Genomic DNA, 12,721 nt, shown 5'->3' on the forward strand with positions numbered 1-12,721 from the left:
AGGCCCATGACCGCTCGCCTTAGGGTTTACCGGACAGCCGGCCATAAGCGCCCATGATGAAGCGCTCTGCCTGGTTCAGATATATTTCCATGCTGGCGGCAGCCTGTGCGGGTTTTTCCTCTTCAAATTCGGTCAGGATCTTGAGGTTCTGATCGACGAAGGGCGCGTGCAGCGACTCGGGGTCGCGCAACAGGCCGAACACCAGGCGCAGTTCCAGCGATACTTCGCAGAAGAATGCCAAAAGACGAGGGCTGTCGGCCAGATCGACCACCGCAGCGTGAAAGGCGATATCAGCGCTGCCGACACCCAGCCAGTCGCCCTCCGAGCGGCAGCGGCGGGCGGCCTCTACGGCGGCGCGCATTTTTCTCGCGCTCGGATGGCTCGGGTGGGCCTGGGCAAGCGCCGGACATTCGATGATGCGGCGGACCCGGTATATGTCGATGATCGTAGACATGCTGGGCGTTGTCACGAACACGCCGCGATTGGCCTCGTGGCGCAGCAGTCCCTCTTTCGTCTAAATGCGAAACACCTCGCGCAGCGTGTTGCGCGATACCTGCATCTCCCCGCTCAGCGCCAGTTCGGACAGGTGACTGCCGGGCGTCAGGCGTCCGGAGATCACCTGCTCGCGCATCCGGCCCGCGACCGCCTCGGCCAGGGTCCGACTGGCTGCTTGGCTGGATATCGGCCCCGACGTTTGCTCGTCTGGTAAGGCGGATGTCCCGTCTGCTGCTTCGCTGATAACCTTCATCTCGTCTCGTCTAGTCGCTGAATGTATGCCATTCATTCGAATGGGTACCTTCTTGCGCAAATCCGACCGGAACCCTAGAACGCGCATGGACGTTTCGAAGCCAAAAATGGCCGCAACGACCGTTCACCGGACGATGGCTCCGACGCTCGACGCTTCAGCGCCAGGGCCTTCGAACTCGGCAATCATATTCCCAAGGAGAGAGTAATGGGTTTCAAGACTTTGACAGGAGCGACTTTCGCCGCTTCAATTGCATTTGCGCCTTTGGCCCATGCAGACGTGACAATCGGGCTGATCGCGCCCCTGACCGGCCCGGTCGCCGCCTATGGCGATCAGGTGAAGAACGGTGTTGAAACCGCTATCGAAGAGATCAACAAGACCGGCGGCATCCTGGGCCAGAAAGTCGTGCTGAAAACCGCTGACGATGCGGGCGAACCCAAGCAGGGTGTTTCCGGCGCCAACCAGCTCGTCGGCCAGGATATCCATTTCGTCGTGGGTCCGGTCACTTCGGGCGTTGCCATCCCTGCCTCCGACGTCTTCTCGGAAAACGGCGTCCTGATGGTCACGCCGACCGCAACGGCACCCGACCTGACAAAGCGCGGCCTGACGAACGTCCTGCGCACCTGCGGACGCGACGACCAGCAAGCTGAAGTCGCGGCGCGCTACGTCCTCAAAAACTTCAGCGGCAAACGGATCGCCATCATCAACGACAAGGGCGCCTATGGCAAAGGCTTGGCGGATGCCTTCAAGGCGACCCTGAATGCGGCCGGCACCAAGGAAGTCCTCGATGATGCCATCAATCCGGGCGATAAGGATTTCTCGGCTCTGACCACGCGGCTCAAGTCGGAAAAGATCGACGTGATCTATTTCGGCGGATACCATCCCGAAGGCGGCCTGCTTGTGCGGCAGCTGGCCGATCTCTCGGTAAAGGCAACGGTGATCGGCGGCGACGGCCTTTCCAACACGGAATTCTGGAAGATCGGCACCGAGGCTGCTGCCGGCACGATCTTCACGAATGCGGCAGACGCAACCAAAAGCCCCGATTCGAAGGCCGCGTCCGATGCGCTCAAAGCCAAGAACATTCCTGCCGAGGCCTTCACACTGAACGCCTATTCCGCCGTTCAGGTCTTGAAGGCAGGCATTGAGAAGGCCGGCAGTGCCGAGGACGTCGATGCGGTGTCGAAGGCCATCAAGTCCGGTCAGCCTATCACAACAGCAATCGGCAATCTGACCTACGGCGAGACAGGCGACCTCACATCGCAAAGCTTCTCCCTTTACAAGTGGGAAGGCGGCAAGATTGTCGCTGCGGAATAAACAAGCGTTGCCGATCGGGCCCCTGCTGGCCCGATCGGCCCTCTGAACATGATGTTCGACGGCGCGGCGCCGCGAGAGAGCGTCGGATAACTGGATCCGTTCTGGTCGGGCTGGTCCGGCGTGCCGTCAACGGTCAGACTAGCCTGCCGCTTTCAATCGCCCAAAAGCTGGCGGTCGTCGCCGTCGCGATTGCGGACCAGTTGTTCCTTGATCGCGCGCAGCGATTTCAGGGCCGTGGTCCGGTCGGCATAGGCGACCATGTTTGCGAGGATGTCGATCGCTGCCAGGTAGGCATAGCGGGTAGAGGTGGGACGAAAAATGTTCTTGCCCTCCGGCATCTCGATCGCAATCACCACGTCGGCCGCAGCAGCGACCGGCGAACCGCTCTGGGTCATCGCGATGGTCGGGATCGAGCGCTCCCGCAAAAGCTCCAGGCTACGAACAAGCTCCATGTCGCGACCGGTGAATGAAGAGCCGAAAACGACGGTGCCCGGCTGTACCGAGGCGGACATCATCTGGTTCATGCCATGGTCGTTGGACGAATGGATGCGGCAGCCGAGACGAAACAGGCGGTTGTGCAATTCGTTGACGATCATCGCTGAATTGCCGCTGGCGCCGAAGGCCTGGATGAACTCGGCTGCCCGCAACAGTTGAGCCGCCTTCTCTATAGCGGAAAGGTCAAGCTGGCGATGAAGCTCGAACAATGCATTCTGGGCCTTCGAGACGATATCGTGGGCAACCTCTTCAGCGGTCGCCGTCGGTGCATCAGGCTTCAGGTATCGCAAGCCGACATAGGCCATCTTCGCGAGTTGCACCTTGAAGTCGGAATAGCCTTGGCAGCCCAGCCGTCGGCAAAAGCGCGTCACGGTCGGCGGTGACACGCCCGCGCGTGCCGCGAGTTCGATGATCGAGAAATTGACGACCGCATCCACATTTTCCAGCGAAAATTGCGCCAGCTTGGCGTCCAGGCCCGAGAGTTTTCCATTTTCATCGGAAAGGGCATGAAACAGGTCCATTCGGTGTCTTCCTCGAAACAGCACGGGAGAATGAGAGGCAGCGGTGAAAATGAATTTCATCGTCTCGGATTTTTCATAGCACGATGTCGGCATGCATCAATGGATCTCGTGGGTCTGGCGACGATAAAGCAGGTCGCGTATCGCGGATCGTTGCGCCTGTGTATCCCCAGCTGTCTACTGCAGCGGCATTGTCCGTAGCCGAAACCAGGCTTTCGGGCTGTCAGTGCTAGGTAGGTTGGCGATGCGCCCTTCGCCAATCTCCCCATGGAGCTCCGACCTGAGCCCAGCAGAGGCTCAATGATGAAAATCATGTCCTTTGCGCTGATGGCTTTTTTCATGACGCTCGGTCCGCGCCGTCTGCCACAGACTGCGACGAATGGAAGAACCTATTGATTCAAAACGTGCCGAAGCTCTCGGGACAACCTAGGCGTTTTCCCGTCGGAAGCTCCGCGTGAAAAAATAACCTCCAATTTCGACGAGATAGAAAATAAATTACACAAATTGACGTCACAGCGGATAATCGATTGACTTCAAGCGGCTTGGACGCATAATTAAGAAAATAAATTACACCGAAACGGTGAGCGGGAACTTTAGGAAAAACGGGAAATCGGACTTCGGGAACACTTCGACAGTTGCCGACCTGACTGGTCGCTCACGGCGGGCCGACAGGCGGAAACCAGACACACAGACAACATAACGCCGGTACCTGCCCATTGCTGTGGCTGGGAGGCCGGCGTGTATTTGGGCGACAGACATGCGCATCTTTACCGCCTCGCTGGCGACTGAAACGAACACCTTCTCTCCCGTACCAACGGATATGAACGCCTTCAAGGCGGCATTTTATGCCGGGCCGGGCGAGCACCCGGACACGCCGACGCTCTGCTCCTCCGTCGTCCCGATCCTGCGCCGCCGCGGCAAGCAGGAAGGCTTTACCGTCATCAAGGGCACGTCCTGCTGGGCGGAACCGGCCGGTCTCATCCAGCGCCAGACCTACGAGACCCTGCGCGACCAGATCCTTGCCGAGCTAAAAGCTGCCCTGCCGGTCGATGGGGTGGTGCTCGGCCTGCATGGCGCCATGGTCGCTCAGGGCTATGACGATCCGGAGGGCGATTTCCTCTCGCGGGTTCGCGACATGGTCGGCCCGGATGTCTTGATCGCTGCAGAATTCGACCCGCACAGCCATCTGACGGCGCTTCGCGTCTCTAATCTCGATCTCATGGCGGCCTTCCTGGAGTTCCCCCATACGGATTTCGAACAGCGTGGCGAACATGTGGTCGAGTTGGCTCTCCAGGCCCTGCGTGGAAAAATCAAGCCGGTCATATCCACCTTCGACTGTCGGATGATTACCCTGTTCCCGACCAGCCGCGAGCCGATGCGCTCCTTCGTAGATCGGATGCAGGCGATGGAAGGCAAGGAAGGCATCCTGTCGGCGTCCGTCATCCACGGCTTCATGGCCGGCGATGTGCCCGATATGGGAACCCGCATCGTCGTCGTCACCGATAACGACAGACAGAAGGGCGACGAACTGGCGGCTGCCCTCGGCCGCGAGCTCTACGGCCTTCGCCGCGAGACCGCGATGCCGATGGTCGATACCGAGGCTGGCCTCGACGCGGCAGTCGCTATCCGCGCTGCCCATCCTGGAAAGCCGGTCACCATCGCCGACGTCTGGGACAATCCCGGCGGCGGCGTCGCCGGTGACGCCACCCATGTCCTGCGCCGGATGATGGAACGCGGCATGGACAATTTCGCCGTCGCAACGATCTGGGACCCCATCGCCGTCACCTTTTGCCATGCCGCGGGCGAGGGCGCCGAGCTTTCCCTGCGCGTCGGCGGCAAGTCCGGTCCCGAGGGCGGAGAGCCGCTCGACCTCAGCGTCACCGTGCAGAAAGTCTTCGACGCCGGCTCGCAGAGTTTCCGCAATTCGCGCGTGACGCTCGGCAGGGCTGCGGTCGTCAGGCCGGTCGGCTCGAATATAGACATCATCCTGATCACCAGCCGCACCCAGACCTACGAGCCGGACATCTTCTCAAACCAGGGCATCGATTTCACTGGCAAGTCATGGCTGCTTATCAAATCCACAAACCACTTCTTTGCCGGCTTCCAGCCAGTCTCGTCCGAAATCGTCTATGTCGCCGCGCCGACTTCCTATCCGACCGACCCTGCAACGACGCCCTATCGCAAGGCCAGTCTGGAACTCTGGCCGCGCATTGCCGATCCGCTGGGGCTGGATACCTGAATTCTCGACCGGACGGGAAACCGGCCGAAAGACTTGGCGAACCGAAAACAACAAGGGGATGACTATGAGAAAGAGTGCATTTGTTCTGATGACTTTGGCCGCCCTTGCCGGCACGAGCAGTCTCGCATTGGCTGCGGCAAGCGACGGCATCCTGACGGTCGCGACGATCGGCGAGCCGCCGACGCTCGACGTCATGCAGACGCCGACCGATATCGTGCTGACCATCGACCAGCATATTTTCGAGACGCTCTCTACCTACGACGCGCAATGGAAGTCCGTTCCGCTGCTCGCCGCCGCCATGCCGACGATTTCCGAAGACGGCCTGACCTACAGGATCCCGTTGCGCGAAGGCGTGAAGTTTCATGACGGCAGCGATTTCGATGCCAAGGACGTGACCGCCTCCCTCAAGCGCTGGATGGCGATCAATTCCAAGGGCAAGCAGGTTGCCGCCATCGTCGAAAGCCTGAGCGAAGAAGGCGACCACGCCGTCATCATCAAGCTGAAGTCGCGCTATGCGCCGCTGCTCGCCACGCTGTCCCAGGCTTCGGTCATCATGCCATCGGAAAAGGTCAAGGACACGCTCACCGACTTCGTCGGCACCGGCCCTTACGAGCTGAAGGAGCGCAAGCCCGACCAGTACACGCAGCTCGTCCGTTTCGACGGCTACAAGTCGCCCGAAGGCACGCCCAACAACTATGCCGGCAAGCGCGAGGCGATCGCCAAGGAGATCCGTTTCGTTCCGGTGCCGGATGCCAACACCCGCGTCGAGGGCCTGATTTCCGGGCAGTTCGACTATGCGGATTCGCTGCCTGTCAGCGCCTATGAGCGCGTCGAAAAGAGCGGCAATGCCAAGCCCGTGATCTTCAAGGATGCCGGTTGGGCCTCGATGAACATGAACATGAAGCAGGGTCTCCTGGTCAAGAAGCAACTACGTCAGGCGGTGCAGGCCGCACTCAACGCCAACGACATGATGCTCGCCGCCTTCTCCGATGAGCGCTTCTTCAGCGTCGACGGCTCGATCTTTCCGAAAGGCTCCTTCTGGCACACCGAAGCCGGCGTCGTTCGCTACGGCGAAGGCGATCCGGATGTCGCCGGCAAGCTTCTCAAGGAGGCCGGCTACGACGGCACGCCACTGCGCCTGCTGACCAGCCGCCAGTACGAATTCCACTACAAGATCGGTGAAGTCGCCAAGGCCTATCTCGAAGCCGCCGGCTTCAAGGTCGACCTGCAGGTTGTCGACTGGGCAACGCTGACCACCCGCCGCGCCGATCCGAAGGAATGGGACATCTTCATCACCCACTCCAATTTCCCGGGAGATCCGACGACGATCAACACCATCACCGACAGCTATCCCGGCTGGTACGTTTCCGACGAGAAGACCAAGGCCGTTGCAGCCTACATGGATGCCACGACCGACGACGCCAAGAAGGAGGCCTGGGACGGTATCCAGACGGTCATCTACGATGACGCCTCGCTCTACAAGGTCGGCAACTTCAATGCCGTTTCCGGTCTCTCCAACAGTGTGTCCGGATATGAGCCGACCTACTGGCCGCATTTCTGGAACGTCACTCCGAAGAAGTAAGGGGTAGGGACCGGCCATGGCCAAGATCGCACGGGCACTTTTAACACGGTTGGGGGGCATGGCCATTGTGCTCGCCCTCGTCGTAACGGTAGTGTTCATCATCGTTCGCGTCACGCCCGGCGATCCGGCCGCCGTCATGCTGGGGTCGGATGCGACCCCGGCTGATATCGCCCAGTTGCGCGCCAAGATGGGCCTCGATGCGCCGATGATCGTCCAGTACGGACAGTTCGTGCTGGGCATCCTGCATGGCGACCTCGGCCAGTCGATCTTCCTGAACCAGCCGGTGACGACGGCACTCGCCTCGCGCGCCGAGCCGACATTCTTCCTCACGCTATTCTCGATCCTGATCGCGGTCGGCATTGCCTTGCCGGTCGGCATCCTGTCGGCAGTCAAGCGCGGCACGATCTTCGACCAGATCGTCGTCACGCTGACGATGATTGCGGCCAGCGTACCAAGCTTTTGGCTCGGCCTGATGCTCATCCAGATCTTCGCCGTCGGCCAAGGCTGGTTTCCAGCCTCTGGCTATGGCGGCCCAGAGACACCCTTCCTCGAACGGCTGCACCATCTCGTATTGCCGGCTGTGGCACTCGGCATCGTCAATTCGGCGTTGATCACCCGCTTCACCCGCGCCGCCATGCTCGATGTCCTCGGTGAGGATTATGTTCGCACCGCCCGTGCCAAGGGTGCCGGCGCCGGCCGCGTCGTCCTCAAGCACGCGTTGAAGAACGCGATGATCCCGATCATCACCGTCATTGGACTGTCGATCGCCATGCTGGTTGCTGGGGCCGTCGTCACGGAAACCGTCTTCGGCCTGCCCGGCGTCGGCAATCTCGTCGTCTCGGCTGTCCTGCGTCGCGACTATCCAGTCATTCAGGGCGCGCTGCTCACGGTCGCCGCCATTTACGTCATCATCAACTTCATCGTCGACATGCTCTATATTCTCGTTGATCCCCGGGTGCGCCTATGAACACCATGGCGTCCGTCTCCATGCCCCTGTCCGCCGGCCTGCGCCGCCTGCTCGGCAACCGCGCCATGCTTTTCGGCGCGATCATCCTTGTGGTCGTGGTCCTAGCAGCACTGCTCGCCCCTTGGATCGCGCCCTATGCGCCGAACAAGCTGTCGATCGTCAACAAGCTGAAGCCGCCGTCGATGATGCATTTCTTCGGCACCGACGAATTCGGCCGCGACATCTTTTCCCGCGCCATCTTTGCGGGTCGCATTTCACTGCTGGTCAGCCTCGGCGTCGTCGCCATCTCGACCGTGCTCGGGGTACTCCTCGGCGTTACCGCCGGTTTCTTCCGCGGGCTCGATGCGCCGATTTCGCGACTTCTGGATGCGATGATGTCCTTCCCGGATATCCTGCTGGCAATCGCGCTCGTCGCAGCGCTCGGGCCATCGCTCACCACGGTCATCCTGGCGCTCGGCATCACCTATGCGCCACGCCTTGCTCGCATCATCCGCGGCTCCACGCTGGTTGTTCGCGAATTGCCCTATATCGAGGCTGCCGTCGCCATGGGGCTGCCGACTTGGCAAATCCTTGTCCGCCACGTGCTGCTCAATCTGGCCTCGCCCATCCTGGTGCAGTCGACCTTCGTCTTTGCCTCCGCCATGCTGGCCGAGGCAAGCCTATCCTTCCTCGGCGTCGGCGTTTCCACCGACATGCCGACCTGGGGCACGATGCTGGCGTCGGGGCGCGAATATATGAACAACGCCCCGTGGCTGATGGTTTTTCCGGGCCTCGCCATCGTCTTCTCCGTTCTCTCCCTGCAATTGCTCGGCGACGGCCTGCGCGATCTCGTCGATCCGCGTCTCGCCAAAGAAAGCTGATCATGACCGCAGCCCCCACAAACAGGCCGGTTCTCGTCATCGATAACCTGACCACCTCGTTCAAGACGGCGGAAGGCTGGAAGGCCGTCATCCGCAATATCAGCCTGCATGTCGATGCCGGCGAGACGGTCGCGATCGTCGGGGAAAGCGGCTCGGGCAAGAGCGTCACCGCGCTGTCGACGATGCGGCTGCTACCGCCCGGCCGGTCGCGCACAGAAGGCCGTATCCTGCTCGATGGAGCGGACCTTCTGGCTGCAAGCGAAGCCGAGATGCGCAAGGTGCGTGGCGGATCCATCGGCATGATCTTCCAGGAGCCGATGACGTCGCTCAACCCGGTCTTCACCATCGGCAACCAGATTGCAGAAGCGCTTATCCTGCATCGCGGCCTGTCGTGGGCAGAGGCCGAAGCCGAGACCGTGCGGCTGATGGAACGCGTACGGATCCCGGCAGCAAAGGCACGCCTTCACGAATATCCTCACAAGTTCTCCGGCGGCATGCGCCAGCGGGTGATGATCGCCATGGCCCTTGCCTGTCGACCGAAGCTCTTGATCGCCGACGAACCGACCACCGCGCTCGACGTGACGATCCAGGCCGAAATCCTCCATCTGCTGCGCGACTTGCAGCAGGAGGAAAACATGGGCGTGCTGTTCATCACCCATGACATGGGCGTCGTGGCGGAAATTGCCGACCGGACCGTTGTGATGTTCCGAGGCGACATGATCGAGACCGGTTCGACAGTGCAGATCTTTGCCGCGCCAAAGGCGATCTACACCAAATCGCTGCTCGCCTCGATCCCGCGTCTCGGCACCATGGGTGCCGCAGTGGCACCAAAGCGGTTTCCGGAGGTGGATGCAACGACCGGCGTAGCCGTAGATGGCCGGCAGATGTCTGCCGTCGCTACGAGCGTCGCGCCGATCCTCAAGGTCGATCGTCTCTCCGTCCGCTTCGACCTGCCGACCGGTCGCGTTCACGCGGTCGAAGACGTGTCCTTCGATCTTCGTCCTGGCGAAACGCTATCGCTCGTCGGCGAATCCGGCTGCGGCAAGTCGACGACCGGCCGCGCCATCATCCGCCTTATCAATCCGTCGGCCGGCTCGATCGTCATCGACGGCCAGGATGTGACGAAAGCCGGCACACGCGAACTGCGAACCATGCGTCGTACCTCGCAGATGATCTTTCAGGACCCTTTTGCCTCGCTCAATCCGCGCCTCACCGTCGGATCGGCAATTGCCGAACCGATCCTCGCCCATGGCCTGATGGGCCGGCGGGATGCGAAAGCGCGGGTCGAAGAACTGCTGGAGCAGGTGGGACTGTCGGCCGCGATGGCGGACAGGCACCCGCATGAATTTTCCGGCGGCCAGCGGCAGCGGATCTCTATTGCCCGGGCCCTGGCGCTCGATCCGAAATTCATCGTTGCCGACGAAGCTGTCTCCGCACTCGACGTTTCAGTGAAGGCGCAGGTCTCCAACCTGCTGCTCGACCTGCAGGAGAAGCGTGGCCTTGCTTATCTCTTCATCAGTCACGATATGGCGGTGGTGGAGCGGATGAGCCACCGTGTCGCGGTGATGTTCCTCGGTGAAATCGTCGAAATCGGCCCGCGTGCGGCCATATTTGACAACCCGCAGCATGCCTATACGCGCCGCCTGATCTCTGCGGTGCCTATCCCCGATCCGGCGCGTCGCGGCCAGACCGCACCGCCTCTGACCGAAGAGATCAAAAGCCCGATCCGTCCCTTCGACTATGTTGCACCGAAGCGTATTTATCGGGAAGTTTCGCCCGGCCATTTCGTCCAGGAAGTGGCCTGACACCATACCTGAAAAGCGCAGCGGCTCTGCGGCCGCACGTGCAAAACCAAACTGAAAGACACCTTCATGACGAGCAAGAAACTCATCCGTTACGATATTGCCGACGCACAGGCCGGCGGCCAGCGCCGTCCCTTCGCCAAGGCCGTTCGCGCCGGCGACTACGTCTATGTCTCGGGCCAGGTGCCGACCGTTGATGGCGAGGTTATCGTCGGCAATATCGTTGCCCAGACGGAGCAGGTGATCGCCAATCTGAAATCGGCGCTGGCGCTGGCCGACTGCGCGCTCGAGCATGTGGTCAAGGTCAACGTCTGGCTCGACGATGCCCGTGACTTCTCCAGCTTCAATGCTGTGTTCCAGAAGCACTTCATTGATCACCCGCCGGCTCGCTCCACTGTCCAGTCGCCGATGATGGTCGACGTCAAGGTCGAGATGGACGTCATTGCCTACAAGCCGCTGGATTGAGACGATCCGGCCGGTTTCGCCATCCTCAAGCGCTACGCAAGGCGCTCGAGGCTGTCCCTCCGTTCGATCCCAGTGAATCAAAACCGAGGAAATTTCGCAAAGTAATTTAATAGGTCCGCGGATAGCGTGAATTCAAAATGCAGTTAGATCTGCGCCGTTCAGGGCCAACGCGGATGCGGTGGCCCTGAACGGAGTTTAACTAACTACTTGGCTCCGCCGATTAGCGGAAGCCTCCGCTGGCGGTCAGGTGCTCGCCGGTCAGCCAACCGGATTCGTCGGAGGCGAGAAAGACCGCAACGGTCGCTATATCGTTCGGCTGGCCAATGCGACCAAGGGGAGTCTTGCTAACTGCGTCCCGCTCGAAATCCGAACCAACGAACCCGGCAGTATGGGTCCCTTCGGTCTCCACGATGCCGGGTAGGATCGCATTCACCCTGATCTTGCGGCCACCCAATTCGTTGGCGAGGACGCTTGTGATGGCATCGACCGCGCCCTTTGTCCCTGTGTAGACCGAGGAGGTTGGAGGAGCCAGGCTCGTCACCGCCGACGAGATATTGATCACGCTGCCGCCATTTGCGAAGTGTCTGACAGCCTCTTTCGTCGTAAGCAAAACGCCAAGAACGTTCACATCGAACATATGGCGATAGCTCTCCTCGGTGACATCTTCGATCGCGCCGAACGCGTAAACGCCGGAATTGTTGACCAGCACGTCAAGCTTTCCGAATTCCCTAATTGCGGCGTCGATCAATCCCTTTGCCTGCTCTGCCTTTGAAACGTCACCTTGCACCGCGATGGCGTCGCCACCTGCCGAAGTGATCGCTTTCACAACTGCATCTGCTCCAGCTTGACTTGACGAATAATTCACCACGACCTTAGCGCCCTCAGCGGCAAAGGCCTTGGCAATCGCGGCGCCGATGCCTTTGGAGGCGCCTGTCACGACAGCTACTTTTCCTGCGAGTTTAGACATTATGGTTTCTCCTAGAAAACGGGTGCCGCCAGAACTGGTTTGTTTTCCCGTAGTTCAGGACTTCGGAACTGTTGATCTGTATTTCAAGTGCCCCTATATAAAATGATATGAGACCACTCTTTCATCCCGCGATTATAGACGTGAAGCCCGAGGCGATTTTGTATGCTCTCTCAGATCCAGAGAGAGCGGCAATCTTCGCGCAAATCGCGGGCGCTGGCTTCTGTGGCACATGCGCTGCGGTCTCAAACCTGGGCGGGCGAGTAATCCCAAAATCGTCACTGTCGCAGCATTTCAAGGTTTTGAGGGAAGCTGGCCTCATACGGTGCGAACGACATGGCGTGGAAATGAGCAATCATTCGCGTTGCTCCGAGGTGGAAGAGCGCTTTCCGGGGCTCATCGTCGCGATTTTGACCGCTTATGAGAGGGATGCAAAGTAGAGAGGCGGTTCTGCTGGGGCCACAGTAATTGGCCTGTAGCTGATCTTTTCAACTTGCGCGTGCCCACTTCTGCCGCAATCGAGATGTGCCCTCTTACAGGCGAACGCGTAAGTAGATCCTCGTGCACAGTGAAGAGTTAGTCATTTGCGCGGGAATGCGTGGCGGGAAGGTCTTCGGTCCGGGGAGGGGATGCTCCCAGAACAAGACCGGGATCGCTTTCCCTGCATAGCTTCTACGATCGTGTCGCTCTGGGCTACTTTACAACGCACGTCATTTGCACCGTGGAAAATCAACATCGGCTTGGTCACGCTGTTAACTTTATGGATCGGC

Annotated in this window: 11 protein-coding genes and 1 pseudogene; 8 read left to right on the forward strand and 4 right to left on the reverse strand. The window is 60.3% G+C overall.

The window, feature by feature from the left end:
- Nucleotides 1-19 precede the first annotated feature (19 nt).
- Nucleotides 20-682, reverse strand: a pseudogene (locus PR017_RS24365) (GntR family transcriptional regulator).
- Between the two features lie 270 nt (nt 683-952).
- On the opposite strand from PR017_RS24365, the gene PR017_RS24370 reads away from it, so the two are divergent.
- Nucleotides 953-2,059 carry a branched-chain amino acid ABC transporter substrate-binding protein gene (locus PR017_RS24370; RefSeq protein WP_111220958.1) on the forward strand — a complete coding sequence of 369 codons (1,107 nt, stop codon included), beginning with the start codon at nt 953-955 and terminating at the stop codon, nt 2,057-2,059.
- A gap of 152 nt (nt 2,060-2,211) precedes the next feature.
- Here PR017_RS24370 and PR017_RS24375 read toward each other — a convergent pair whose 3' ends face one another.
- Nucleotides 2,212-3,075 (reverse strand): MurR/RpiR family transcriptional regulator, encoded by an 864-nt coding sequence (locus PR017_RS24375; protein WP_111220959.1) that lies wholly within the window; start codon nt 3,073-3,075, stop codon nt 2,212-2,214.
- A 754-nt stretch (nt 3,076-3,829) separates the two neighbouring features.
- On the opposite strand from PR017_RS24375, the gene PR017_RS24380 reads away from it, so the two are divergent.
- The 6 genes from PR017_RS24380 (at nt 3,830) to PR017_RS24405 (ending at nt 10,987) form a co-directional block, all read left to right on the forward strand.
- On the forward strand, nt 3,830-5,311 hold the full coding sequence (locus PR017_RS24380) for a M81 family metallopeptidase (protein WP_111220960.1): 1,482 nt from the start codon (nt 3,830-3,832) through the stop codon (nt 5,309-5,311).
- A gap of 64 nt (nt 5,312-5,375) precedes the next feature.
- Complete coding sequence (locus PR017_RS24385; RefSeq protein ID WP_111220961.1) at nt 5,376-6,893, forward strand: ABC transporter substrate-binding protein; 1,518 nt, start codon at nt 5,376-5,378, stop codon at nt 6,891-6,893.
- A 25-nt stretch (nt 6,894-6,918) separates the two neighbouring features.
- Nucleotides 6,919-7,860, forward strand: a complete 942-nt coding sequence (locus PR017_RS24390) for an ABC transporter permease (protein ID WP_111220974.1) — start codon at nt 6,919-6,921, stop codon at nt 7,858-7,860.
- Nucleotides 7,857-8,720, forward strand: coding sequence for an ABC transporter permease (locus tag PR017_RS24395; RefSeq protein WP_111220962.1), 864 nt, complete (start codon nt 7,857-7,859; stop codon nt 8,718-8,720). Before PR017_RS24390 ends, PR017_RS24395 begins: the two co-directional genes overlap by 4 nt.
- Before the next feature lie 2 nt (nt 8,721-8,722).
- Nucleotides 8,723-10,525 carry an ABC transporter ATP-binding protein gene (locus PR017_RS24400; protein ID WP_111220963.1) on the forward strand — a complete coding sequence of 601 codons (1,803 nt, stop codon included), beginning with the start codon at nt 8,723-8,725 and terminating at the stop codon, nt 10,523-10,525.
- Between the two features lie 66 nt (nt 10,526-10,591).
- Nucleotides 10,592-10,987 carry a RidA family protein gene (locus PR017_RS24405; RefSeq protein WP_111220964.1) on the forward strand — a complete coding sequence of 132 codons (396 nt, stop codon included), beginning with the start codon at nt 10,592-10,594 and terminating at the stop codon, nt 10,985-10,987.
- A 220-nt stretch (nt 10,988-11,207) separates the two neighbouring features.
- On the opposite strand, the gene PR017_RS24410 is transcribed toward PR017_RS24405, so the two are convergent.
- Nucleotides 11,208-11,954 (reverse strand): glucose 1-dehydrogenase, encoded by a 747-nt coding sequence (locus PR017_RS24410; RefSeq protein WP_111220965.1) that lies wholly within the window; start codon nt 11,952-11,954, stop codon nt 11,208-11,210.
- A 107-nt stretch (nt 11,955-12,061) separates the two neighbouring features.
- Here PR017_RS24410 and PR017_RS24415 point away from each other — a divergent pair, with 107 nt between their 5' ends.
- Complete coding sequence (locus tag PR017_RS24415; RefSeq protein WP_111220966.1) at nt 12,062-12,391, forward strand: ArsR/SmtB family transcription factor; 330 nt, start codon at nt 12,062-12,064, stop codon at nt 12,389-12,391.
- Nucleotides 12,392-12,531: 140 nt separating this feature from the next.
- Here PR017_RS24415 and PR017_RS28655 read toward each other — a convergent pair whose 3' ends face one another.
- Nucleotides 12,532-12,699: a hypothetical protein gene (locus tag PR017_RS28655; RefSeq protein WP_481900268.1), complete on the reverse strand. Its 168-nt coding sequence runs from the start codon at nt 12,697-12,699 to the stop codon at nt 12,532-12,534.
- Between the last annotated feature and the right edge of the window lie 22 nt (nt 12,700-12,721).

It is taken from the genome of Rhizobium tumorigenes (assembly GCF_003240565.2).
In the GTDB taxonomy this organism is placed as follows: Bacteria; Pseudomonadota; Alphaproteobacteria; order Rhizobiales; family Rhizobiaceae; genus Rhizobium; species Rhizobium tumorigenes.

Bases quoted from the DNA above. Each gene is read 5' to 3' on its own strand.
- PR017_RS24410 (WP_111220965.1), bottom strand. From the start codon at position 11,954: ATGTCTAAACTCGCAGGAAAAGTAGCTGTCGTGACAGGCGCCTCCAAA.
- PR017_RS24385 (WP_111220961.1), top strand. From the start codon at position 5,376: ATGAGAAAGAGTGCATTTGTTCTGATGACTTTGGCCGCCCTTGCCGGC.
- PR017_RS24400 (WP_111220963.1), top strand. From the start codon at position 8,723: ATGACCGCAGCCCCCACAAACAGGCCGGTTCTCGTCATCGATAACCTG.
- PR017_RS24395 (WP_111220962.1), top strand. From the start codon at position 7,857: ATGAACACCATGGCGTCCGTCTCCATGCCCCTGTCCGCCGGCCTGCGC.
- PR017_RS24405 (WP_111220964.1), top strand. From the start codon at position 10,592: ATGACGAGCAAGAAACTCATCCGTTACGATATTGCCGACGCACAGGCC.
- PR017_RS24370 (WP_111220958.1), top strand. From the start codon at position 953: ATGGGTTTCAAGACTTTGACAGGAGCGACTTTCGCCGCTTCAATTGCA.
- PR017_RS24415 (WP_111220966.1), top strand. From the start codon at position 12,062: ATGAGACCACTCTTTCATCCCGCGATTATAGACGTGAAGCCCGAGGCG.
- PR017_RS24380 (WP_111220960.1), top strand. From the start codon at position 3,830: ATGCGCATCTTTACCGCCTCGCTGGCGACTGAAACGAACACCTTCTCT.
- PR017_RS24375 (WP_111220959.1), bottom strand. From the start codon at position 3,075: ATGGACCTGTTTCATGCCCTTTCCGATGAAAATGGAAAACTCTCGGGC.